At 59.8% G+C, this 22,473-nt stretch carries 30 protein-coding genes; all 30 read left to right on the top strand.

Annotated elements, in window-relative coordinates; translation table 11 throughout:
* The first annotated feature begins 53 nt into the window (after window positions 1–53).
* Window positions 54–524 carry a YmfL family putative regulatory protein gene (locus AC3WK8_RS25310; protein ID WP_103326148.1) on the top strand — a complete coding sequence of 157 codons (471 nt, stop codon included), beginning with the start codon at window positions 54–56 and terminating at the stop codon, window positions 522–524.
* A 65-nt stretch (window positions 525–589) separates the two neighbouring features.
* Window positions 590–1,384, top strand: a complete 795-nt coding sequence (locus AC3WK8_RS25315; RefSeq protein ID WP_103326149.1) for a Rha family transcriptional regulator — start codon at window positions 590–592, stop codon at window positions 1,382–1,384.
* Window positions 1,381–2,292, top strand: coding sequence for a helix-turn-helix domain-containing protein (locus tag AC3WK8_RS25320; protein WP_103326150.1), 912 nt, complete (start codon window positions 1,381–1,383; stop codon window positions 2,290–2,292). The genes AC3WK8_RS25315 and AC3WK8_RS25320 overlap by 4 nt, the downstream gene beginning before the upstream one ends.
* Window positions 2,279–3,082: a hypothetical protein gene (locus AC3WK8_RS25325; protein WP_103326151.1), complete on the top strand. Its 804-nt coding sequence runs from the start codon at window positions 2,279–2,281 to the stop codon at window positions 3,080–3,082. Before AC3WK8_RS25320 ends, AC3WK8_RS25325 begins: the two co-directional genes overlap by 14 nt.
* Window positions 3,075–3,662: a DUF1367 family protein gene (locus tag AC3WK8_RS25330; protein ID WP_103326152.1), complete on the top strand. Its 588-nt coding sequence runs from the start codon at window positions 3,075–3,077 to the stop codon at window positions 3,660–3,662. The genes AC3WK8_RS25325 and AC3WK8_RS25330 overlap by 8 nt, the downstream gene beginning before the upstream one ends.
* Window positions 3,659–4,270, top strand: a complete 612-nt coding sequence (locus tag AC3WK8_RS25335; protein WP_103326153.1) for a recombination protein NinG — start codon at window positions 3,659–3,661, stop codon at window positions 4,268–4,270. Before AC3WK8_RS25330 ends, AC3WK8_RS25335 begins: the two co-directional genes overlap by 4 nt.
* The gene (locus AC3WK8_RS25340) at window positions 4,267–4,974 is read left to right on the top strand and encodes a hypothetical protein (RefSeq protein ID WP_103326154.1); all 708 of its coding nucleotides are present in this window, start codon (window positions 4,267–4,269) and stop codon (window positions 4,972–4,974) included. Before AC3WK8_RS25335 ends, AC3WK8_RS25340 begins: the two co-directional genes overlap by 4 nt.
* A 193-nt stretch (window positions 4,975–5,167) precedes the next feature.
* Window positions 5,168–5,515 carry a hypothetical protein gene (locus AC3WK8_RS25345; protein WP_146043286.1) on the top strand — a complete coding sequence of 116 codons (348 nt, stop codon included), beginning with the start codon at window positions 5,168–5,170 and terminating at the stop codon, window positions 5,513–5,515.
* 196 nt (window positions 5,516–5,711) lie between these two features.
* The gene (locus AC3WK8_RS25350; RefSeq protein WP_103326155.1) at window positions 5,712–6,218 is read left to right on the top strand and encodes a phage tail tip fiber protein; all 507 of its coding nucleotides are present in this window, start codon (window positions 5,712–5,714) and stop codon (window positions 6,216–6,218) included.
* Window positions 6,219–6,234: 16 nt separating this feature from the next.
* Entirely contained in the window at window positions 6,235–6,558 is a 324-nt protein-coding gene (locus AC3WK8_RS25355) for a peptidase M48, Ste24p (protein ID WP_103326156.1), read from the top strand.
* A 1-nt stretch (window position 6,559) separates the two neighbouring features.
* Window positions 6,560–6,823, top strand: coding sequence for a hypothetical protein (locus tag AC3WK8_RS25360; protein ID WP_103326157.1), 264 nt, complete (start codon window positions 6,560–6,562; stop codon window positions 6,821–6,823).
* A 76-nt stretch (window positions 6,824–6,899) separates the two neighbouring features.
* Window positions 6,900–7,157 carry a hypothetical protein gene (locus AC3WK8_RS25365; protein ID WP_103326158.1) on the top strand — a complete coding sequence of 86 codons (258 nt, stop codon included), beginning with the start codon at window positions 6,900–6,902 and terminating at the stop codon, window positions 7,155–7,157.
* Window positions 7,154–7,588, top strand: a complete 435-nt coding sequence (locus AC3WK8_RS25370; RefSeq protein WP_103326159.1) for an Ntn hydrolase family protein — start codon at window positions 7,154–7,156, stop codon at window positions 7,586–7,588. Before AC3WK8_RS25365 ends, AC3WK8_RS25370 begins: the two co-directional genes overlap by 4 nt.
* Before the next feature lie 9 nt (window positions 7,589–7,597).
* Complete coding sequence (locus AC3WK8_RS25375; RefSeq protein ID WP_103326160.1) at window positions 7,598–8,197, top strand: hypothetical protein; 600 nt, start codon at window positions 7,598–7,600, stop codon at window positions 8,195–8,197.
* 3 nt (window positions 8,198–8,200) lie between these two features.
* On the top strand, window positions 8,201–9,688 hold the full coding sequence (locus tag AC3WK8_RS25380; RefSeq protein WP_103326161.1) for a terminase large subunit: 1,488 nt from the start codon (window positions 8,201–8,203) through the stop codon (window positions 9,686–9,688).
* On the top strand, window positions 9,685–11,103 hold the full coding sequence (locus tag AC3WK8_RS25385) for a DUF4055 domain-containing protein (protein WP_103326162.1): 1,419 nt from the start codon (window positions 9,685–9,687) through the stop codon (window positions 11,101–11,103). Before AC3WK8_RS25380 ends, AC3WK8_RS25385 begins: the two co-directional genes overlap by 4 nt.
* Window positions 11,078–12,169 (top strand): minor capsid protein, encoded by a 1,092-nt coding sequence (locus tag AC3WK8_RS25390; RefSeq protein ID WP_103326163.1) that lies wholly within the window; start codon window positions 11,078–11,080, stop codon window positions 12,167–12,169. The genes AC3WK8_RS25385 and AC3WK8_RS25390 overlap by 26 nt, the downstream gene beginning before the upstream one ends.
* Before the next feature lie 117 nt (window positions 12,170–12,286).
* Complete coding sequence (locus AC3WK8_RS25395; protein WP_103326164.1) at window positions 12,287–13,051, top strand: hypothetical protein; 765 nt, start codon at window positions 12,287–12,289, stop codon at window positions 13,049–13,051.
* Window positions 13,052–13,063: 12 nt separating this feature from the next.
* Window positions 13,064–14,026 carry a major capsid protein gene (locus tag AC3WK8_RS25400; protein ID WP_053152060.1) on the top strand — a complete coding sequence of 321 codons (963 nt, stop codon included), beginning with the start codon at window positions 13,064–13,066 and terminating at the stop codon, window positions 14,024–14,026.
* Window positions 14,027–14,072: 46 nt separating this feature from the next.
* The gene (locus tag AC3WK8_RS25405; RefSeq protein WP_103326186.1) at window positions 14,073–14,663 is read left to right on the top strand and encodes a hypothetical protein; all 591 of its coding nucleotides are present in this window, start codon (window positions 14,073–14,075) and stop codon (window positions 14,661–14,663) included.
* Window positions 14,664–14,722: 59 nt separating this feature from the next.
* Window positions 14,723–15,226, top strand: coding sequence for a DnaT-like ssDNA-binding protein (locus AC3WK8_RS25410; RefSeq protein ID WP_103326165.1), 504 nt, complete (start codon window positions 14,723–14,725; stop codon window positions 15,224–15,226).
* 2 nt (window positions 15,227–15,228) lie between these two features.
* Window positions 15,229–15,600 (top strand): hypothetical protein, encoded by a 372-nt coding sequence (locus AC3WK8_RS25415; RefSeq protein ID WP_103326187.1) that lies wholly within the window; start codon window positions 15,229–15,231, stop codon window positions 15,598–15,600.
* Window positions 15,597–16,250: a hypothetical protein gene (locus tag AC3WK8_RS25420; RefSeq protein WP_103326166.1), complete on the top strand. Its 654-nt coding sequence runs from the start codon at window positions 15,597–15,599 to the stop codon at window positions 16,248–16,250. The genes AC3WK8_RS25415 and AC3WK8_RS25420 overlap by 4 nt, the downstream gene beginning before the upstream one ends.
* On the top strand, window positions 16,247–16,663 hold the full coding sequence (locus tag AC3WK8_RS25425) for a phage tail terminator-like protein (RefSeq protein ID WP_103326167.1): 417 nt from the start codon (window positions 16,247–16,249) through the stop codon (window positions 16,661–16,663). Before AC3WK8_RS25420 ends, AC3WK8_RS25425 begins: the two co-directional genes overlap by 4 nt.
* A 73-nt stretch (window positions 16,664–16,736) precedes the next feature.
* The gene (locus AC3WK8_RS25430) at window positions 16,737–17,390 is read left to right on the top strand and encodes a phage tail protein (protein ID WP_085599772.1); all 654 of its coding nucleotides are present in this window, start codon (window positions 16,737–16,739) and stop codon (window positions 17,388–17,390) included.
* A gap of 3 nt (window positions 17,391–17,393) precedes the next feature.
* Window positions 17,394–17,774, top strand: coding sequence for a phage tail assembly chaperone (locus AC3WK8_RS25435; RefSeq protein ID WP_103326168.1), 381 nt, complete (start codon window positions 17,394–17,396; stop codon window positions 17,772–17,774).
* 62 nt (window positions 17,775–17,836) lie between these two features.
* Window positions 17,837–18,091 (top strand): DUF1799 domain-containing protein, encoded by a 255-nt coding sequence (locus AC3WK8_RS25440; protein WP_103326169.1) that lies wholly within the window; start codon window positions 17,837–17,839, stop codon window positions 18,089–18,091.
* Window positions 18,088–21,375 carry a phage tail tape measure protein gene (locus tag AC3WK8_RS25445; protein WP_103326170.1) on the top strand — a complete coding sequence of 1,096 codons (3,288 nt, stop codon included), beginning with the start codon at window positions 18,088–18,090 and terminating at the stop codon, window positions 21,373–21,375. The genes AC3WK8_RS25440 and AC3WK8_RS25445 overlap by 4 nt, the downstream gene beginning before the upstream one ends.
* Window positions 21,375–21,713, top strand: a complete 339-nt coding sequence (locus tag AC3WK8_RS25450; protein ID WP_053138299.1) for a phage tail protein — start codon at window positions 21,375–21,377, stop codon at window positions 21,711–21,713. The genes AC3WK8_RS25445 and AC3WK8_RS25450 overlap by 1 nt, the downstream gene beginning before the upstream one ends.
* Before the next feature lie 9 nt (window positions 21,714–21,722).
* Entirely contained in the window at window positions 21,723–22,472 is a 750-nt protein-coding gene (locus tag AC3WK8_RS25455; RefSeq protein WP_103326171.1) for a phage minor tail protein L, read from the top strand.
* Window position 22,473 lies beyond the last annotated feature (1 nt).

The following is a 22,473-nucleotide window of genomic DNA, read 5'->3' on the forward strand; positions in this document are numbered from 1 at the left end:
GCCGACCCATTGAAGCCATTTTGAACGCAACCGAACCAAGGAAAAACTAGACCATGAAGTCGCCAGTGCTAGAAACCCGCAGGGCAGCCGTGATTGCTGCTGCTAATGCCATATCGGGCGGCCTTGCTTGTGCCGCCGCGTTTCTTGGGGAAGAGAACTTCAAACGCTTCAAGAATCGGATCTATGAATCGGCGGGCGTAAAGCCTCTTACCGACGACGAGGTCTTTGTGCTTGAGGCAGAGTCCCAGACAACCTTCCTGCCCGATTACATCTGCGCAATGTACGGCGGTGTGTTCGTGAAGATCCCAGAAGCAGGGGATCTGGACAACGTGGATCTGTATCAGCGCTCGCTGTCCGCTTCAGCTCAGCGCGGCGCCCTGGACCAGATGGTGGCTTCCGCCCTCGAAGACGGAGAGATCGACGCGAACGAGGCCAAGAAAATCCGCGCCCTGCACGCCAAGTACATGTCGGCGAGCCTTGAGGCTATCGGGGCGGTGATTGAGCTGCACAAAGCCCGCGCCTAAATCCTGGGCACAAAAAAGCCGGGATTGCGCCCCGGCTGATTCGATAACACCTGATGAGGCCGATTATGCAGAGCCAACCCAATTCCAGCAATACCCCTACCGATATCGCGCCATGTTTTCCGGGTTCGCAAAATGTGGCGCGGACTATGTCGTCTGTCGAGATCGCCGAGCTGACCGGGAAGCTGCACAAGAACGTGCTGGCTGATATCCGTTCGATGCTCGCCGAGCTTGAAATCGACTCGGCTGATTTTTCAGTCCAGTACAAGGACACCACCGGGCGCCTCCTGCCGTGCTTCAACCTCAACCGAGAGATGACCGACACGCTGCTGACAGGCTACAGCGCCAAGATGCGCCTGGCCGTCGTTCGCCGCTGGCGTGAGCTTGAAGCAGTCATTGCCCAGCCACGCGAGCTTTCTCGCATGGATCTGATCCAGCTGGCCTTTGAGGCTGAGCAGGCCCGACTTCAGTTGACGATTCAGGTTGAAGCCCAGGCCTCAAAAATCCACTCCTTGGAAAACCTGTTCAAGGAAGGCATGACTCACACCCAATTCTGCAAGGGCCTCAACGGGGTCAACGTGATGCAGGTGGACAAGTACCTGGAGAGCCGGAACTGGCTCTACAACGAGAGCAAGTCCGGCCTGCGACTTCGTGTGGCCTCCTACGCCCGCGACAAGTACATGACCGAGCACCAGCACGAAGTCACTCCCCACGGCAAAGGGCCCTTCATTTCCTTCATGCCGGTCTTGCTCAAGAAGGGCGCGGTGCGCCTGTACGACCTGTACCTGGCCGGCGAGCTACCCATGAAGAAAACCTGGGACGGCCTGTTCACTCACGACAAGGCCCTGCGAGGTGCATCGTGAGCATGAACCTTATGGTTGCCGCGATGAAGCTTCGCGTCGGCAATCCGCTACGCAAGCTGGTCCTGATCAAGCTGGCTGACAACGCCAGCGATTTGGGGGAGTGCTGGCCATCCTACAAACACATCGCCGACCAGTGCGAGATCAGTAAGCGGTCCGTAATGAACCACATCGCGGCGCTGTGCGAGGTTGGGCTGCTGCGTAAAGAAATCAGGAAGGGGGGGCCTAAAGGCAACTCTTCCAACGTCTACTTTCTGACTCTCGAAGGGGGTAGTGAACCTCCTGCACCAGGGGTAGTGCAGCAAATTGACCAGGGTAATGCAGCAGGTTCACCCCCTAGTGAATCTCCTGCGTCAGGGGGTAGTGCAGGAGCTGCACCCAGAACCAGTCACTCTTCTGAACCAGTCAATGAACCGGTCATTGAACCAGTTGCGCCCCAGGCTGCCGCCAAGGCCGCGATGGGTCAGGTTGTCCCGTTCGCCCCTCAACAACCGCGCTGTGCAATCCCTGCGGATATGCCGGGCCCTAAAGACCAGTCCTGCAAAACCTTCAAGGCCTGGGCCAACTACGCCATGGCGTACCGCAAACGCCACGGTGCATGGCCAGTGTGGAACGCCAAGGTCGCCGGGCAACTGGGCCAGGTTATCGACCGCCTTGGTATCGAGGTCGCACACCATGTCGCTGCGTACTTCCTGACTATCAACGATGCTCGGGTCGTTTCGAACATGCACAGCATTGGCGACCTGCTGGCCAAGGCCGAGGCGTACCACACTCAATGGGCCACCAATCGCCAGATGAACTCGACCACTGCCCAGCAGATCGAGCGCAAGCAGGCGAACTTGAACGCGGGCCTGGAAGCAGCACAACGGATCATGCAGCGCGCGGGAGGGCAACCCAATGAGTTCCTTTGAGCGTATGGCGCCTGACCAAATCGCCCGCCTGGCCCTGGCTATCACCGCCACTGCAGAAGTTCTGGGGCAGGCCATCACGTCTGAGGCCGCCGAAATGATGGCTGACGATCTGGCCGACTATTCCGCTGAGGCGGTGGCCGGTGCGCTGAAGTCCTGCCGCCGTGAGCTGACCAGCAGGCTGACCCTGGCCGCGATTCTCCAGCGCGTTCAGGCTGCCGACGGCCGTCCAGGCAAGGATGAGGCTTGGGCCATCGCGATGACCACCAATGACGAGTTCGAGACCGTGGTGCTGACGGACGAGATTCAGCTGGCCCTGGCTGCGGCGAAGCCCATCTTGGATGGCGGCGACAAGATCGGCGCACGCATGGCGTTCATCGACGCCTACCAGCGGTTCGTGAGCCAGGCCCGAGAGGATGCCAAGCCGGTTAACTGGCATGTCTCGGTGGGCTTCGACGCGAACCGCCGCACCCAGGCGATCACCAAGGCTGTGCAGATGCAGCGCATTCCGCATGAGCGCGGACAGCTTTACCTGGCCGATTTGAGCATTGCGCCGGTTACCGAGGATGGCCGGGCTGTTGCTGCACTGCTCACCGGTGAGGTCGTGCGGCCTTCGCCAAAGCTGCGCGAAAAGCTCGCCGCGGTGAAGGAGTCGATGCTGGCCATGCGCAGAGTTTCTGCCGAAGAAAAAGCAGAGCTACGAACTCAGGCAGCCAACGAGTTAGCTGATCGCCAGGCGCTACTGATGCAGCAGGCTGAACAATTGGAAGCCAGGAGGACGAACCATGGCTGAGCTCGCCCTCATTCGCACCGCCCAGGGCCTGGTACCGGCCACTGAGGCAGACCGCGAAGTCATCCAATGTTGGAAGGCTGGCCAGGTCATCCACGGCAAGTTCACCAAGATGAGAAACGCCCGGTTCCACGGCAAGTTCTTCGCGATGCTGGATCTGGCATGGGAGTACTGGGAGCCGGTCGGGGGCCTGATCCCGCGTCAGGAGATGCGTGGCATTCGCGGTCTGGCCAAGTTCTTCGAGGCGCAGAGTGGCAAGCCTGGGCAGTTGTCGAATGCGGTTGATGCCTACATCGCCGGGCTTGAACAGGCGCGCTCCGAGCGCTTCCCCGCGGTCGACAAATCCCGTGAAGCGTTCCGCGAGTGGGTGACCATCGAGGCCGGCCATTTCCACCTGGTGCGTACACCCGACGGCGTTCGCAAAGAGGCCAAGTCCATCAGTTGGGCCAACATGGACGACGCCCAGTTCGAGCCCTTGTACCGCGACGTCTTCAACGCCTGCTGGCGTCTGGTGCTGTCCGCCCACTTTGAGACCGAAGAGGCTGCCCTGGCAGCAGCTGATCAGATTGGGAGCTTTGCATGAAGCGTACGCCACTGCAGCGCAAAACCCCTCTCACTTCTGGCGGCCAGCGCCGAAAGCGCTGCCCAACCTGCAGGGTGATGTTCACGCCTGCGCGCGCCTCCCAGGCTGTATGCGGGGAAATTGAGTGCGCCATCGCTCATGGCCAGTCAGAGAAGGGGCAGGCAAGCGCCCGGAAAGCCCTGGCCCAGGTCGAGCGCCGAGAGATCAAGGTCCGCAAGGAAAAGCTGAAGAGCAGGGCGGACCACCTCCGAGAAGCCCAGGCCGTGTTCAACGAATGGGTGCGCCTGCGCGATGCGGATCTGCCTTGCGTCAGTTGCGGACGGCATCACGACGGCCAGTACCACGCCGGACATTATCGCACCGTAGGCGCGAACCCAGAAATCCGCTTCGAACCCTTGAACGCCTGGAAACAGTGCGCCCCGTGTAACACGCACCTGTCCGGCAACCTGGTGAGCTACCGGCTTTCTCTGCTGCAGCGAATCGGCGCTGAGAAACTGGCCTGGCTGGAGGGGCCGCATCCAGCACGCAAGTACACCACCGAAGAGATCAAGGCCATCAAGGCCGAATACCGAGAAAAGATCAAAGAACTGAAGAGGGCTGCAGCATGATCTACCCAGGAGTTTTAAGCGCTGTTGTTTCGGCCCTCGCTGCCGAAGCCATCGACAACACCAGCAAGCAGGCATGGCAGAAGTTGTACAACTCTGCCGACGAGGAGGAGGGCGGCGATCTGGCCACTCTGGTTCGCTCCCGCGGTGCAGAAATCATCGACCGCACCCAGGTGGATTGCTGGGTATCGGCCAGGCTTCACCATGGGCTGGAGCCGAGGCATTGGGATGCGCTTGTGGCCCACTACAGCACTCACAAGGCTCGTAAGGTACAGGCTATCGCTGCTCTTCAGTTGGTGGTTGCCTCTGAAGTACCTAAGACGGTGCCCAAGCTATTTCTGTACAAGGCAGTGACTGCCTGGGCGATACCTCAGTTGCTGGGTGCAAAGCCGAAGGCGGTGACGTCGGTGTCAGTTGAGATCCCGCTCGACGCTCCTGAGTGGCGCCGGGCGTCGATGGTGAAAGCAGCGGTGGCAGCCGGCCAGGCTAAAGCGAAAAAGGACGAATCCCGTTCTGCCGATATGATCGTGCTGAAGGACAGCTTCTACGACATGAATACCTGGGATAGCGACGGAACGCCGGAGCGCACCAGGAGGGAATGGCGTCAGAAGATCTTTGCGGCGCTCAAGGTATTAGTGGATGAAGCGCTTGTTGAGGCGGGTCATGTCCTTCGGCATGAGGGGCTGCTTTTGGATGAGGCGGCATAAGCTTGAAGTGGCTGGTTGACATTAATCCGCCGTTCCGCCATTATTTTATCCATCCTGTCATTCCTGCGCGTGTTGAGGAGTGATTATAAAAAGCCCGGCCATTGAGTCGGGCTTTTTGTTTGTGGCTTATTGCCATTACTGGCATGTCAATTTATTGTTCTTTTTTTAGTCCAATAATTTGACGGGTGACGTAATGCTTTCTGAACTGGCGAGTTCGGCTCAACTGCTTTGGCAGGCCTTTACTACTGGATTGATGTCAGCTGTGTTGGTGTGCGGGGTTTTCTACATGGGGCGGAATTCCCGTTATGGATCAACATGGCATTATGTGGCCACGCCTGTATTAATGACTTTTTTGATGTTTATTCCTCATGGATGGCATGTGGTTTTTGGAAACGACCCACGTAACTTTGCAAGTCTTATGGAGGCCAGGAAGATGTTGCCTGCCGCTTCATTGCTTCAGGCTGATTTCTGGGGCGTCCTAGCCGGCTCAGCAATTGGTGTGGTTGGGTCGTTTTTCTTGCCTGCCCGTAGCTACTGGTAGTCCGCAGTCTTGAGGCTGCCAGCAATTGTAGTATTTCGTTTCTGGAGATGATCAAGGCCCGACGGGGACGTGCAGGGGTAACAGTCAGCGTGGGGACTGGAGGGAAATGCCACGACAGTGATCTGAAAGGGTCGCCATCTCCACCTATTCCAAGCCTCGGCATTTGCCGGGGCTTTTTCATCTCTGGAGCACAGCAATGCAGAGTTCGAACTTTGTTGAGGGTGTATCAGGCTGGCGTATCGCCAATGGCCGCATTGAGCTGTATGGCGGGGAGGCCCCGATCATCCTGGAGAAGGCGCCAGAGCCAGGGCAACCATTCGTGGTGGCCGACGGCGCCACCTACATCAACGAGGCCATCATCAAGGACGCATCTATTCCCAAAACCAAGATCGCCGACAACTGGTCGGTGACGATGGAGACCACCGCAGGCGGGCAGAAGTGCGTAGCCGGGATTGGTGTTGGTATCGATCAATTTGTGGTTGATGCGGATCGCTTCGGTGTGACCAGTGACGGCATGGCGGACATGGAGAGAGCGATTAAGTCAGGCAATGCCTGCGAAATCCTCGACATGCTCGCAAGCAATATCAGCAAAAACAAGCTGGGAGCGGACCTCAAGAACCCCATCGCCGACCATGTTCGCGATGTCCTCCGCGACGAACTCAAGCCTGGTGGAATGCTGTATATCGCCATCCGCAACCGCTGAAAATGGAGCAAGACTAATGGCCGAGCCGACAAGCACTGCCGCCAGCGTAGTGCTGGGCAAGTACGGGCTGGTGATGGCTGCCTTTATCGGCTCGATCCTCTCGCTTGGCTTTCTGAAGGACCTGACTCGGTTTCAGGCTGCAACCGCGGTCGCAACTGGCTTCGGCTTCTCGGTCTACCTGACTCAGCCTGTCACCGCCTGGCTGGCCCCAAAGCTGGAGCTCGCTGTCACCGATGACCTGCTGTGCGGCGTAGCCTTCGTGCTGGGCCTCACAGCGATGAACATCATCCCGGCAATCAAGGCTGCCATGGGGTCGTTCGTCACGGCGCGAGGTGCTTGATATGAACAGCATCCTGGTTTCAGCGTTGACTGCATTGGACGTGTTTCTGTGCGTTCTGGTCGTCGTTGCTGCCTGCGACTATCTGCGCAAAGTTCGCCCGGCGGATCAGCCGCTGCTCAGTATCGCCTACTACCTGGTGGCCATTGGCGGGTTCGGTGCATTCGTCACCGCCCTACAAGGGCACTGGGTCAACCCCTTCGGTGTGATGCTGCATGCCGGCGTGGTCGCCTATGCCTGGGCGCGCCGCGGTCACGTTTTCACCTGATCCGCGCCACAAAATCACAGTGCGCCGTTCCGTGGCGCGACCACCACTCAGCCTGTGCGCAGGCCGGAGATATCCCATGAAGACCGAATACCAAGTTCGCCCGGTTACCCGCTACATCGTCACGCGCTACACCCTTGATGGCGCAAGCGAAGGCGGCGCACAAGGTGCGTCATCCGTGGCGCTCGGCGAATTCAGCAATGGCCAGCAGGCCGACCTGGTGGCTGACGCTCTGGTTGCCAAGGATCAAGCCGCCGGCATCGACTCTTGTCGCTCCCGGCATGGCCTGAGCCTGGGCGAGGTTATCTCTGGCAAGCGACTGGAGCAGGCAGAATGACCACCATCGCATACAAAGACGGCGTGATCGCCTACGACTCTCGCCAAGCCCGTGGCGGCGCAATCGTTTCTGATGACTGCCTGAAGCGCCAGGCAGTGGATGGTGTCAGCTTCTTCCTGGCGGGCGCTGTGTGCGACGAGAAGGCCCTGATTGCGGCCTACTTCGGCACGCCATCGCCGGTGCCGGTCGAGTGCTCGGGCTATGTGGTGGATGGCGGCAGACTGCAGATGGTCGGCCATGACGACAAGACTGGCGTCTGGCGGCAGGATCTCGACCCGGCCAATCCTGACGCGATCGGCAGCGGCTCGGCCTATGCCATGGCTGCAATGGACATGGGCGCAAGTGCTGAAGAGGCTGTGCGCGCCGCTATAAAGCGTGACATCTACACTGGCGGGAAGGTTCGCACATTTCGGATTGCCCGCGACCAGTAAGGAATACACATGAGTATCAAGCAACCCGACTGGGAGGTGATTGAACGAGCCTACCGGGCCGGCGCGCTTTCCATCCGAACTATCGCTGACCGTAACGGGGTGAGCGACACCGCGATCAGGAAGAAGGCCAAGGCCTTAGGCTGGGAGCGGGACCTTTCCGACCAGGTCCGCAAAGAGGTTCGCAACAAGCTGGTTCGCGGAGAGGTTCGCAACGACCAAGGCGCGAACCGCGAACTTGACGCCGAGATCATCGAAGAGGCAGCAGAAGAAGGTGCGCAGGTGGTTCGCAGCCATCGCCGCGACATTCGCAAGGCCACGAACCTTGCGAACCTGTTGATGAACGATCTGTTGATGACCATCCAGAGGCGCGAAGAGATCGAGGATGCGATTGAGGATGAGACGGCTGAAGACTCCAACGGTATGCGCAGGGCTTCGATGCTGGCGGCCGTCGGCTTGCCCAGCAATGCCAAGACCCTATTTCAGCTATCTTCGGCCATGAAGAACCTACAGGTGCTTGATCGCACCGCATTCGGTCTGGACGACAAGGAGCAGTCGAAAGACGCCGACGAGCTGTCGCAACTGATGGATGAACTGTCGAAGGAACCCTGACCCATGAAGCCCGAGCACCTGAAACTGCTCCGGGATCGGTTTTGGCGACTGAACAACCTGTATTTCATCACGGACAAGCAGGGCAAGAAGGTCCGCTTCCGCATGACGCAGGAGCAGGTGGATTACTTCCAGGGGATGCACACCCGGAACATCATCCTCAAGGCGCGTCAGCTGGGCTTCACCACTCTGGTCTGTATCGTCCAGCTAGACGCCGCGCTGTTTGAGGCCGCCAAGTGCGCCTTGATCGCTCACACCCTGAACGACGCCAAGCGCTTGTTCCGGGAAAAGGTGAAGTACGCCTACGACAACCTGCCGAAAGAGATTCGCGCCGCCAACCCTGCGCGCAACGATGCCGCGGGTGAGCTGGTGTTCAGCAAGGGTGGGTCGCTTTACGTCTCGACCTCCTTCCGGGGCGGCACGCTGCGCTACCTGCACGTGTCCGAGTTCGGGAAAATCTGCGCCAAGTTCCCGCACAAGGCCCGCGAGATCGTCACCGGTGCTTTCGAGGCCGTGGCCGCTGAGTGCTTCGTCACCATCGAATCGACGGCTGAAGGCCGGGCCGGATACTTCTTCGACTACAGCCAGTCTGCCGAGAAGCAGCAACTGGCCGGTGTGCCCCTGGGCCTGCTGGATTGGAAGTTCTTCTTTTTCAGTTGGTGGCGTAATCCGCTTTACTGGCTCGACCCGACCGACGTCACGATCCCGGATCGTCTGACCAAGTATTTCGACGAGCTGGCGGCCAAGCACGGCATCGTCACAAACCCAGGCCAGCGCGCCTGGTACAGCGCCAAGGAGAAGACCCTTGGCGACGACATGAAGCGGGAATACCCGTCGATCCCGGCCGAAGCCTTCCAGCAGTCGATCGAGGGCGCCTACTACGCCCAGCAGTTCACAAAGTTGTATGCCGCTCAGCGCATCGGCTCGATACCAGACAACAGCCACTTGCCGGTGATGACCTTCTGGGACATCGGCGTCGGCGACTCCACGGCCATCTGGTTTGTGCGCAAGGTTGGCGAGCAGTACCACGTCATCGACTACTACGAGAACTCAGGCGAGGGCCTGCGGCACTACATGAAGGTGCTGAAGGATAAGGGCTACACCTACTCGGAGCACTGGGGCCCGCACGATATCGATAACCGCGAGTTCGGCAGCGATGCCAAGACCCGCCGAGAGCTGGCCCGTGAGGGCTACGACATCGACGGCGAGAAATACAGTATGACCTTCGAGGTTGTCCCAAAGCTTGGCGTCAACGACGGCATTGAACAAGTTCGGGAGATCCTGTCGAGATGTGTATTCGACGAGGCCAAGTGTGAAGTAGGGATCGGCTGTCTCGAAAACTACCGAAAGGAGTGGGACGACAAGCGCGGCTGCTGGAAAGACAAGCCGCTACATGATTGGACCTCTCACGGCTCTGACGGATTCCGGTACTTCGCTGTGGCGAAGAGCGCCAGGAAGCCAGCCACCTCTATCAAAATGGGATATGCCCGATGAGTAACGATGTCTCCTTCAAGCGGGCGGACTACATTGATGCGCTGGCCCGTTGGGCGACAGTCCGCGACGTCTGTGCAGGTCAGCATCGGGTAGTCGACCGGCTGCCGTACATTAACGCGCACGACAAGTCGCCGGAAAACCAAGACCGAAACCGGGCTTACCGCGAGCGCGCAGTGTTCAAGAACGCCACCGGGCACACCCGAAACGGGTTGCTGGGCTTGGCGTTCCATAAAGACCCGACACTGGTGGTGTCGAAGAAGCTGGAGTACTTGCAGGACAACGCCAACGGCTCCGGTGTGAGCATCTACCAGCATTCCCAGGGCACGCTTGAGAAGGTGCTGGAGGCCGGAAGGCACGGCCTGTACGTCGACTATCACCAGGACGACGGCATCGGTGGCCACTCGGTGATCCTGTCCTACTGCGCTGAGGACATCATCAACTGGCGTACCGGGATGGTGAATGGTCACAGTGTGCTGACCCTGGTGGTGCTGCGAGAGGCGCCGGAGGAGGAAGACGGCTTCGGCTTCAAGACGGTCGAGCAGTACCGTGAACTGGCCCTGGAGGATGATGGCTTCGTCTGCCGGGTCTGGCGGCGATCTGGACCGAAAGGCGGAGGCCCGCTGGCGATCGTTGAGGAGTTCAGGCCGGAAGGTATCACCGGACGGTTGAAAGAGATCCCGTTTACTTTCGTCGGCGCGCAGAACAACGACCCAAGCATCGACGAGTCGCCGCTCTACGACATCGCCATGATCAACTTGGGGCACTACCGAAACAGCGCTGACTATGAGGACAGCGTCTTCTGGTGCGGCCAAGCCCAGCCGTGGATCTCAGGCTTGACCGAGCAGTGGGTGAAGTTGCTGGAAGAAAAGGGCGTTTACGTTGGCTCTCGTGCGCCGATGTTGCTGCCGGTCGGTGGTCAGTTTGGTTATGCGCAGCCAGAACCGAACACGCTGGTGAAGGAGGCCATGGCCGACAAGAACCAGATGATGATCGAGCTGGGCGCTCGCATGGTCGTAGCGTCTCTGTCGTCAAAGACGGCAACCGAGGCCCGCGGTGATCAGTCTGCATCGACTTCTGTCCTTGCCGGCTGCGTTGCCAACGTCAGTGAGGCCTACACCAGGGCGCTCATGTGGTGCTGCTCCTACATGGGCATCACTGACAAGAAGGTCGCCTACCAGGTCAACCAGGAGTTCGTGGAGCTGACAGCGGATCCGCAGATGATCACCGCGCTCGTTGGGCTCTGGCAGAACGGCGGGTTCGCGAAGGCTGACTTGCGGGCCTACTTGCGCAAGCTGGGGCTGATCGCTCCTGAGCGCACGGACCAACAGATCGATGGAGAGCTGCAGGAGCAGGGTGACGGCCTGGGCCTGGACGACGAGGACGAACCAAATGGCGGCAAACCAAGCAATTCTTGACGCCACGATCCGGCACGCGGTCTTTCTCGAGAAGCTGAAGGGGGGGGAGGCGGGCAAGTTCGCTCCCTTCCTCAAGGAGATTGATCGTTCGATTCGGGACCGGCTCACTAGGTCGGACCTCACCGAGTACAACGTCAAGCGCCTGGAAGCGCTGCTGAAGGAGGTCGATAGCCTGCTGCTGGGCATCTTCGACCGCTACAGCACGCAATTGAATCTCGACCTGGTGGATATTGCGAACTATGAGGCTGAGTTTGAGGCAACCAGCCTTGCGCGATCAGCGCCGGCTGGCGTCTCGCTGGATGTGGCGGCTCCGACTGTTGCTGCTGTTCGCACGGCAGTCCTGACAAACCCGCTCAGTGTGCGCGGCACCGGTGGCGGGAAGCTGCTGAAAGCCTTCATCAAGGGCTGGACCACTGCCGAGCGCGAGCGCGTCACAGGCACGATCCGGCAGGGCTTCTTCGAAGGGCAGACGAACTTCCAGATCATTCGCAACATCCGCGGCACCAAGGCGGCCGGCTACAAGGACGGCATTCTGGCCACAACTAGCCGCAACGCCACCACTGTCGTTCACACCGCAATTCAGCATGTGTCGTCCCAGGCGCGCATGGAGGTGGCCAAGGCCAACACGGACATAGTGTCCGAAGTCGAGATGGTCGCCACGCTGGACAGTAAAACCAGCCAGACCTGCCGATCGATGGATAAGCGGCGGTTTCCGGTCGACTCCGGGCCCAGGCCTCCGTTCCACCCGAACTGCCGGACGACCTTCGTTCTCATCACCAAGCTCAGTACGGTTTTCGCCAAGGGCGCTACACGGGCCTCTGTCGGTGATGGCGGGCCACAGCAGGTCAGTGCAAGCCTGGACTACTACCAGTGGCTTCAGCAGCAGCCAGCAGCGTTTCAGGACTTAGCAATCGGTCCTGTTCGGGGCAAGTTGTTCCGGGATGGTGGATTGACCGTGGAGCGGTTCGCAGAGCTGCAGCTTGATCGCAACTTCGCACCGCTGACCCTGGTTCAGATGAAGAGTTTGGAGCCGCTGGCCTTTGAGCGTGCCGGTATCAATAGATAAATCCGCGCCACAAAAAAGCGAGACACGAAAACGTGGCGCGCAAATCTGGAGCCTCGGTAAAGCCGGGGCTTTTTTATGTCCGCCAGGCGGGCCAATCAATCCCCAGGGGATAGCACCATGCCTTTTGATTTCGATCCGGCCGCCCACGGCCTAAACCTCGATGAAACACAGGTTGCCGTACTGAAAACCGCTCTCGGCGGTGAGGTTCAGAAGTACCTGGATGGCGAGGTGACCGGCCTCAAGTCCAAGAATCAGGAGCTTATCGGCTCCAACAAGACCATCAAGACCGAACTGGACAAGCTGAAAGGTCAGTTCGATGGCCTGGATATCGACGCAGTTAGGGGGCTGCTTACCAAGGCCGGCCAAGATGAAGAAACCAAGCTGCTCACCGAAGGCAAAGTGGACGAGGTTTTCAACCGCCGCACCGAGCGCCTGCGTGGCGACTACGACAAGCAACTGAAGACTGTCACAGCGCGCGCTGAGAAGGCTGAAGCCTTCGCTGCCAAGTTCCAGGGCAAGGTCCTGGGTGATTCGGTACGCGGCGCAGCGCTGAAGGCCGGTGCACTTCCTGAAGCAACCGACGACATCATCCTGCGCGCCAAGGGCGTGTTCACCCTGAACGAAGAGGGCGAAGCCGTTGCCGTTGATGAATCTGGCGAGATCATCCTCGGCAAGGACGGCAAGACCCCTCTGACACCGCTCGAGTGGGCGGAGTCTCTGCGCGAAAGCGCACCTCACCTGTGGCCAAGGGCCTCAGGCACTCAAGCCCCGGGCGGGGGTAGCGGCCAGGCTGCATTCAAGCGCTCCGAAATGACTGCCGAGCAGAAGCGCGACTACCAGCGCAAGCACGGCCAAACCGCGTACCTCGCATTGCCCAAGTAAGGGGATTCATCCATGCCAACCACTGTTAACAGCGACCTGATCATCTACAACGATGAGGCGCAAACTGCCTACCTGGAGCGTGTCCAGGACAACCTGGACGTGTTCAACGCATCCTCCAATGGTGCGATCGTCCTCGACAACGAGCTGATCGAGGGCGACTTCCGCAAGCGCGCTTTCTACAAGATCGGCGGCTCGCTGGAACACCGCGACGTCAACTCCACCGGCAAGGTGACCGCCAAGAAGATCGGGGCCGGCGAGGCTGTGGGCGTCAAGGCCCCATGGAAGTACGGCCCGTACCAGACCACCGAAGAGGCGTTCAAGCGTCGTGGTCGTCCGGTTGATGAGTTCTCTCAGATCATTGGCGCCGACGTGGCTGACGCGACCCTGGAAGGTTTCATCCAGTACGCCACTGCTGCGCTTCGGGCTTCGATTGGCTCCAACGCCGGCATGGTGGTCACCGCCAACATCGAAACCGATGGCAAAAAGACTCTGACCCGTGGCATGCGCAAGTTCGGCGACAAGTTCGGCCGCATTGCCTTGTGGGTCATGCACTCCAGCGCCTACTTCGACATCGTCGACGAGGCCATCACCAACAAGATCTACGAAGAAGCCGGCGTTGTTATCTACGGCGGCCTGCCGGGCACTCTCGGTAAGCCGGTACTGGTAACCGACACCGCGCCTGCAGACGTGATCTTCGGTCTGCTGCCGAATGCTGTGGTGATCACCGAATCCCAGGCCCCGGGCTTCCGCTCGTACCCTGTGAACGATGAAGAGAACCTGGGCATCGGCTACCGCGCCGAGGGCACCGTGAACATCGATGTTCTGGGCTACAGCTGGAAGGAGTCTGCTGGTGGTGCCAACCCAACCCTGGCCGCCGTAGGCTCGGCCGCCAATTGGGCCAAGCACGCGGACAGTAACAAGGTCACCGCCGGCGTGATGATCACGCTGACCCCTACGCCACCGGCCGGTGGTTGATACCTGCCCCTGGAAGCGGTCAGCAATGGCCGCTGCGGAGATTTCCATGGAACTGATTTACACGAACCAGCTTGAAGGCTTCGATCCGGACAAGCGATACCGCACTGCAAGCCTGTTTCGCGGCATCGAGCGCGATGCGACGGCAGTGGTGGTCGTCGGCGACTATCCGGACATTGTCGCTGCATATGAGGCAGCAGGTGTTGACGTATTGGTCGAAGATGCCCCGGCCGCGCTTGTCCCGAGTGCCAAGGCGCCTGCATGTGGTGACCTGGCAGACGAAGTTGCAAAGCTGCGAGCTGAAAATGGCGCGGTCATTCTCCTGCTTGATGGTCTGGACGCTGGCGAAATCCAGCGCCCCGAGTCTGGTGAGCTGGCGATACGTCTGTTTGAATCGCTGGGCATCATCCACGTCTCAGTCGGCGAGCTGACAACTGAGCGTGACGGCTTGCTCCTGACTGTCGATGCACTGCGCGGCGAGGTCGAAGCTCTGAAGAAGGCGGTACCTGCGGCGCCGGCTGATGAGGCTGGCGAAATTGCGGCGCTGAAGGCAAAGCTTGATGAAGCGAAGGTGCAGTACCGGGCCAACGCCTCGAAAGAATCGCTTGAAAAGCTCATCGCTGATCTGCCCAAGGCCTGATACTGCTGACTGCCGGTGATCCGGCGGCCAATCTTTAACCCATACCAGCGAGTTGACGCATGACACTCATCATTGAGGACGGCACCGGAAAGCCTGACGCCGAAAGCTACGCATCCGCCGAGGACCTGGCCATGTACGCCGTGAAGTTCGGCGTGACCATCCCCGCTGAGGTGCCTGCCCAGGAAGCCTTGCTTCGCCGAGCTGCGTTAGCCATGGACGGCATGACCTGGAAGGGCCGCAAGACCAGCAGCGAGCAGGCGCTGGTCTGGCCGCGCCGGGAGGTGCTGTTGGACCAGGAGATCAAGCCCAGCAACTACCTGCCGGCGCGGATTCAGTACGGTCAGATGGCCCTGGCTGCTGAGATTCATCAGGACGATATCGATCCGGTGGATCAGCGTCAGGGGGCGGTCATTCGGGAGCGAGTGGAGGGTGCGGTCGATGTCGAGTATGCCCCGATCAGCAACAGTAACGGCCGGCTTCTGCCTGCAGCGCCGGATCGACCGAGCCGAACCCAGTTCGCCGACTACCTGGCCAAGCGAGGCCTTTTTGCTGTGAGGGTATGATCATGAGCGCGTTTTACGACCGCACGGCTGAAACCGCGTTGCGGTTGATTACGCGCTTCGGCCAATCCGTAACCATCCGCGATATCAAGCCTGGCGAGTACGACCCTGAGACAGGGTTCGCTGGGCCCGACACCATCATCGAGCAGACCGCCCAAGGCATTTTGCTCGACTTCACAGGTCAGGAATTCCAGAACAACAGCCTCATCAAGCAGGGCGACAAGAAGCTCAAGATTGCTGCCCAGGGGCTGGAGTGGGTACCGGATCTGCTGAACAAGGTGGTCATTCAGGGTCGGACCTGGTCAATCGTTCCACCGCTGAAAGAGATCAACCCCGCCGGTACGCCGATTCTGTACGAACTGCAGGTGCGGTCATGAACCGGTATGCGGGCAGGAACGGCAGCTTCGCCGAGAACATCCGCCAGTTCTCCGAGCAGGCCCAGGCCGGCATTGACGCGACCTTTCGCGAGATCGTGATCGAGATTGGCAGCAGCGTGATTCGCATGTCGCCGGTGGGCAATCCGGAGATCTGGGCGGCCAACGTGGCGCACCGTGCGGCCAACACGCGGGCAGCCGACGACTACGACTTCAAGGTCTCGGTGCGCAACACGCTGATCAACCTGGACGAAAGCAACTTCACCAAGACCGGCAAGCTTCGCCGCGGCGTAAAGTACGCCAAGCCCCTGACCAAGACCGAACGCGACCAGAACTTCAACGTGAACGGCCTAGTGGCTGGCAAGGACTATGTCGGCGGCCGCTTCCGGGGGAACTGGCAGTTCTCGATCGATACGCCGGCTGAAGGTGTACTGGATCAGATCGACCCATCCGGCAATGTCACCATCGCGGTTCTGCGCACCCAGGTGCAGTCGCTGACCGCTGGCCAGACAGCCTACATCGTGAACAACCTACCTTATGCGATACCCCTGGAATATGGGCACTCGCAACAGGCTCCAGGCGGCATGGTCCGCATCACGCTGGCCAGGTTCCAGCAGATCGTCGATGAAGCCATCAGGAACAACCAGGTATGAGCCATAACTTGATCGCCACGATCTACCAGGCCCGGGTTATCGGCTGGGCGAAAGCCAGGGTTCCGCCACTGAAAGTGGTCGTCGAGAACGAGATCTACACGCCAAAGGACGGAGAGACCTTCATCAGGACCTACACGCTGCCGGCTGACACGGCGAGCAATACTCTGGCGGGCGACCACCGGCTGTACACCGGCATCTTCCAGGCCAGCGTAGTAGCACCATCTGGCAAGTACCGCGGTCCGGCCGGCAGCCTGGCTGATGAGATCAGTGCACTGTTTCCGCTGTACGAGCGGAACGAGAAGGGCGGCCTGACGGTAGTCACCATGACGCCACCAGATCAGGGCCCAGGCATTCAGGGGGATACGACCTACACCGTGCCCGTGTCCTTCCAGTACCGAGCTGATACCAACTGATTCTGCCCTTCGGGCAACCCAACGAACCCGCCATCGAGCGGGTTTTGTTATTTCTGCAAAGAGGAAACACCCAATGGGATACAAAATTCCTAACGGCGGCACTTTTAAACACGCTGCCACCTACGAGGCTCCGCTGGCATTTACTGCGATCTCCAATGCAAGTGAGGCTGTGGCCACCGTTGTAGGCGCCGATCTGGATGCTGGAGACATCGTGCTGCTCACCTCCGGTTGGAGCAAGCTGGACAGCAAAGTCGTTCGCGTGAAAGCTGCTACGGCAACCGCGATTACGCTGGAAGGCATTGACACCACTGATACCCAGATTTACCCAGCAGGCACTGGTTCGGGCACCATGAAGAAGGTGCTGACCTGGGTGCTGATTCCACAAGTAACCGATCTGGCTTTCTCCGGCGGGGAGCAGAACTACCTCGACGTGGTGTTCCTCGAGAACGACCAGGGCAAGCAGATCCCTACTGACAAGTCGGCTGCCAGCATGGTCCTGACTATCGCTGATGACCCGGCCCAGCCGTTCAATGCTGTGCTGATGTCGGCCGATGCCGGCAAGCAGGTACATGCTGCACGCCTCGATCTTCCAGGCAATGACACCCTGTTGTACGGGGCTTACACCTCGTTCTCCAAGCAGCCGGCGGTTTCCCGTAACAACCTGCTGACCCGCACCGTCAACCTGGCGCTGCAATCCGAGCCAACCCGCTATCTGACCTCGGTGTAACCCATGGCCAAGTTCTCACTGATCCAGAATCCGACATTCAAGGCCGACGTGATGGTCCCGCAACTGGGCGGCCAGCCGGTAAAGGTTGGGTTCGTGTTCAAGTACCTCGACAGGGCTGGTCTGGCTGAGCTCTACGCCGAGTGGGGTGAGCGCCACAAGGCGTTGGTCGCCAAGGCTGATGACATGGACCTGATGGCTTTCATCGCCGCTCAGATCGATTTGCAGGTCGACCAGGTCAAGGCTGTTGTCGCTGGCTGGGATTTCAAGGAGGAGTTCAACGATCAGAACATCCGTCTCCTGGTCTCCTCGATTGTCTCGGTACCCAGTGCTGTGCTGGCGACGTACTCCGAGGCCTTCAATCAGGCCCGTCTGGGAAACTCCTAAGCGTCGCACGCGCCCTGTATCAGCAGGGACCATCTGCTGAAGACCTCAAGACCTTTGGCTTCCTGGCGGGTGATCTGACCGGCCAGGACGTTGAGGTGTGGCCGGATGTTTGGCCAACCTTCCTTGTCTTCGAGGCTATGGGTACTCAGTGGCGGGTCGGCGCGTGCGGCGCTACCGGTCTGGACTACGGCGTCCTGCCGAGCGTCATCCGAATGTGTGGTGTGCCGGCTGGATCCAGGCAAAGCATTTTCAGTGACATCCGGCAGATGGAGGCTGAAGCCCTGGCCGTCATGGCTGAACAGAGAGACAACAAATGAGCACTACCTTCGCTTCGCTTGGCATTGCGGTTGAGTCGTCTCAGGCGGTCAAGGCTGCCGATGACCTGGATAAACTGGTCGACGCGGCTGAAGGGGCAGAGAAGGCCGTCGATGATCTTGGCAAGGCCGGGGAGGACCTGGCCAGCACCGGCAAGAAAATCAGCCAAGCGGAGGCGGAGGCTGCCCAGGGCATCGACAAGGCCACCAGCGCGAAAGAACGCCAGGTCGACGCCAGCCGTAAGGCTGGGACAAGCGCTGCCAGCGAAATCGCCATCATCAGCCAGCTCGACAGGGCGATGACCGGCAACATCGACAGCATGGAGAAGCTGGTCCAGGCAGAGGGACTGCTTGAGCGAGCCCGCAAGGGTGGTCTGGTCACCATCGAGCAGCAGGAGGCCTACCAGGAACGTCTAGGCAAATCCTTCGACAAGATCGAGAAGGCCGAGGCGAAGGAGGCGGCCCAGAAGCAGCGCCTAATCGATGCCGAGAACCGGCAGATCGAAGCGCTCAAGCGTACGGTCAATAGCATCGATCCTCTGAATGTGAAGCTGGCCAAGCTGGAGGCGCAGGAGAAGGCGGCGCATGAAGCTTTCCGTCTTGGTGCAATCAACGCTGATCGCTACAACGAGGCCCTGGCCAAGATCGGCAAGGACCGAGCTGGTCTGACTGCAACAGAAACTGCATTCGACAAATTGAAGCTCGGCACCCGCCAGGCTCAAGAAAACGTCATGCAGTTGAGCAATGCCCTGCAGTCGGGGGATTGGGGGAGCGGCGTTCGTGCCGTTGCCCAGCTCGGCGCCGAAGCTGGTGCCTCGGCTAAGAGTTTGGCTGCGGCCCTGTTGCCGGCAGGTCTGCTCGCCGGGGTCATTGGTGGTCTCGGGTATGCCTATCTCGACGCCATGAAGCAGGCACGGGAGTTCAACAGCGCTATCAACGGCGGCTCAAACGACGCGGGGCAAAGCATCGCCAGCCTCCAGGCAATGAGCGAGTCGGCCGGGGCTCTCACCGGTAACCTGAGTGGTGCGCGTGAAGCTGTTATCGCACTGGCTTCTGGTGCAGCTACCAGCGGCTTCCAGATGCAGAACCTAGCCCAGGCCGCCGCCGCTATCGGTGAGGTGACTGGTAAAGGGGCAGGGGATATCGCGAAGTCACTGGCCAACGCTGGTGATACCGCGACGGAAGCAGCTTCGAAGATCAGCGATCAATATGGTCTGCTGACCTATGAGCAGTACCAGGTCATCAAGGCCATCGACGAGCAGGGTGACCACCAGCGTGCGCTGGATACTCTCAGTGAAAACCTGAATCAGTCTGCGCAGGAGCGGCTAAAAAACTACCGTGAATCGCTGTCGGACATCGAGCGCGATTGGGATCGGGTGAAGGTCGCCATCAAGGGCGCTTACGCCGAGATTCGATCTGAGATCTTCCCGGACCTGGCCAAGCAAATCGAAATCACACAGCGGGTGCTGGATACCCGAAAGGGTGGCGGTGTCGCGGGAGCCTTGTCGAATGGCCTCAGTTCGCTCAATTCTTTCCTTGGTTTGGCTGATGGAGAGAACGACGACTCCACGCCTGCGCTGGAAGCAAAGCTTGCTGCACTGAAGGCGCGGCAGGCGGCCAGCGAGAGCAACGCAAACGCAACCGGTGAGGCTACCAGGGCAAACAAGGAGCTTATCGCGGTCCAGAAGGATCTGGATCGGCAGATGGAGAACCTAAATCCGCTGGCTAAGCGGCAGGAGGCTTACAAAAAGCTCGACGACCAGTTCACCACGCTCTACCAGAATGCGGAGAAGACTGGCCAGAAAGCGGCGCTGCTGGATGGGGTCCAGTTCGACGGCAAGAAGTTTTCGGGCGGTGCGTACGACCAGTTGCGCAAGGCGATTGATGAGCAGAAAAAGGACCCCAAATCTGCTGTGGGTGCCGTCGACCTGACGGCCTTCAATAACTCGAAAAACACCCTCACCGGCATCCTTTCCGAGTACAAAAACGCCCAGAAGGAGCTGGACGCGGCACAGAAAGCTGGCCTGGTATCCCAAGCTGACTACCTCCTCAAGCGCGAGGCCATGATCGGCAACGAGCGGGATGAGGTCACGGCTGCCTATGAGGCAGAGATTGCGGCACTTGAGGCCGCCAAGGGTAAGGCCAGCACCTCTGCCGCCCAGCGCATCCAGCTAGACCAGAAGATCGCCGATGCCCGCGCCGCCATGGTCAAGGCTCAGCAGGACGCTGACACTGAGCTGAGCGTGCTGGCCAAGAACGAAGAGGGCCGACTGAAGAAGCAGGAGCTGGCGGTCAAGACCTACACCAGCGCCTTGCAGCAGCAAGTCGACACCTTGCGCGAACAGGGCCTGCGAGCTGCAGCCGGCCTTGGCCAGGGTGATCGCCAGCGGGATCTGACCAACCAACAGAACGCGATCGACGACCGCATCAACCAGCAGAAGCTGGACCTGGCCAACCAGTATGGCAATGGCTCCCGGGGCATGAGCCTTGATGAGTACACGCAAAAGCTACAGGCGCTGGAAGCCACCCAGCAGAAGCTGCACGACACCGTGGTCAGCAACTACGACGAGATGACGGCCGCCCAAGGCGACTGGACGAATGGAGCCTCTTCTGCCTGGCAGAACTACCTGGAGTCAGCGCGGGATGTTGCCGGCCAAACCAAGAGTCTTTTCACCAATGCCTTTGGCTCCATGGAAGACGCGATCGTGCAGTTCGCCACCACTGGCAAGTTTTCGTTTGCGGACTTCACAAAGTCGGTTCTTGCCGACATGGCTCGGATCGCAGCACGGCAGGCGGCTTCTTCTGCGCTCAGCTCGTTGTTCGGCATGGCGGTATCTGCTGCAGGCTCGTACTTCGGTGGCGGGGCGGCCTCGGCCGGCTCAACGCAGGCTGGGTACACCGGTGTCGACTTCTCTGGGTACCGGGCCACTGGTGGTCCCGTGTCCCCAAATTCCCTGTACGAGGTGAACGAACTGGGCCCCGAACTCTACAGCGAGGGCGGGCGGTCGTTCCTGATGACTGGTGCCAACGGCGGTAGCGTCACTCCGCTGACTTCTGGGGCGCTTGCCGGCGCAGCAGGTGCCCAGGGCGGCGGCAATACCTACAACTTCCCTGTATCAGTCTCAGTCCAGACCGCCAGTGATGGAGGGGCGGTCACGGCGCCACAGGACGCCGCACAGATTGGGAAGAGCATTCAGCAAGCGGCCAAGACCGAAGCTGAAACAGCCATTAATCGGGCGCTACAGCCTGGCGGATCCATCTGGCGACTCACCAATGGGAGGACGTGATGGCGATAGAGACCTTCACCTGGCCAACGCAGAACGGGGATTCCCCCACCATCGAATATCGAACTCGATCAACCCAGTTTGGGGGCGGGTACAAGCAGGTGGTGGGGGACGGTCCCAACAATAAGCAAGACTCCTATCCGATCACCTATACCGGCTCGAAGTCGAAGGTGGCCGACATCATGGCCTTTTTCGACCGGCACGCCGGGGCGAAAGCCTTTCTGTGGACTACACCCCTTGGCCAGCTGGGCCTGTTCACCTGCAAGAACCCAACACCGGTTCCTGTGGGCGGAGGCGTGTTCAAACTCACGGCCACTTTCGAGCGGGCCTTTCACCCCTAAGGGAATCCCATGTCTCTGATTCGTGATATCCAGACTCTCGAGCCTGGCAGCGAGGTATTGCTGTTCGAGCTCGACGGTATGGACTATGGCGCCGATATCCTTCGCTTCCATGGGCACGCTATACCGCACACGCCTGCGGAACTGATCGCGGCCGGCGCTGCAGCGGATGAGCTGCCCGCCAAGTCGATTTGGTGGCAGGGCAACGAGTACGGTGCCTGGCCAATGCAGATCGAGGGCATTGAGGCGAACGGCGATGGTACCGCTGTTCGGCCAAAGCTCTCCGTCGGCAACGTCAATGGACGTATCACGGCGTTGTGCCTGGCCTTCGACGATCTGCTGGAGTTCAAGCTGACCATGCGCAACACCTTGGGCCAGTTCCTGGACGCCGCAAATTTCGAGGGCGGAAATCCTCAGGCTGACCCTACCCAGGAAGCCATAGAGGTCTGGTACATCGACCAGAAGACGAACGAGGACGGGGAGTCGGTGACCTGGGAGCTTGCAAGCCCTGGCGATGTGGGCTCGGAGTCAATTGGCCGCCAGATGACCACGCTTTGCCACTGGGCTTTGACCGCCGGGTACCGGGGGCCGAACTGTGGGTGGACCGGAGGCTACTTCGACATGGACGGCAACCCCACCGATGATCCCGAAAAAGACCAGTGCAATGGGCTGCTTTCGACCGGCTGCAAATGCAGGTTCGGCGAAGGAAATGCCTTGCCATTCGGGGGGTATCCCGCTGTCTCCTTGATCGTGAGGAGCTGAC

This window comes from Pseudomonas sp. FW507-12TSA (assembly GCF_058781435.1).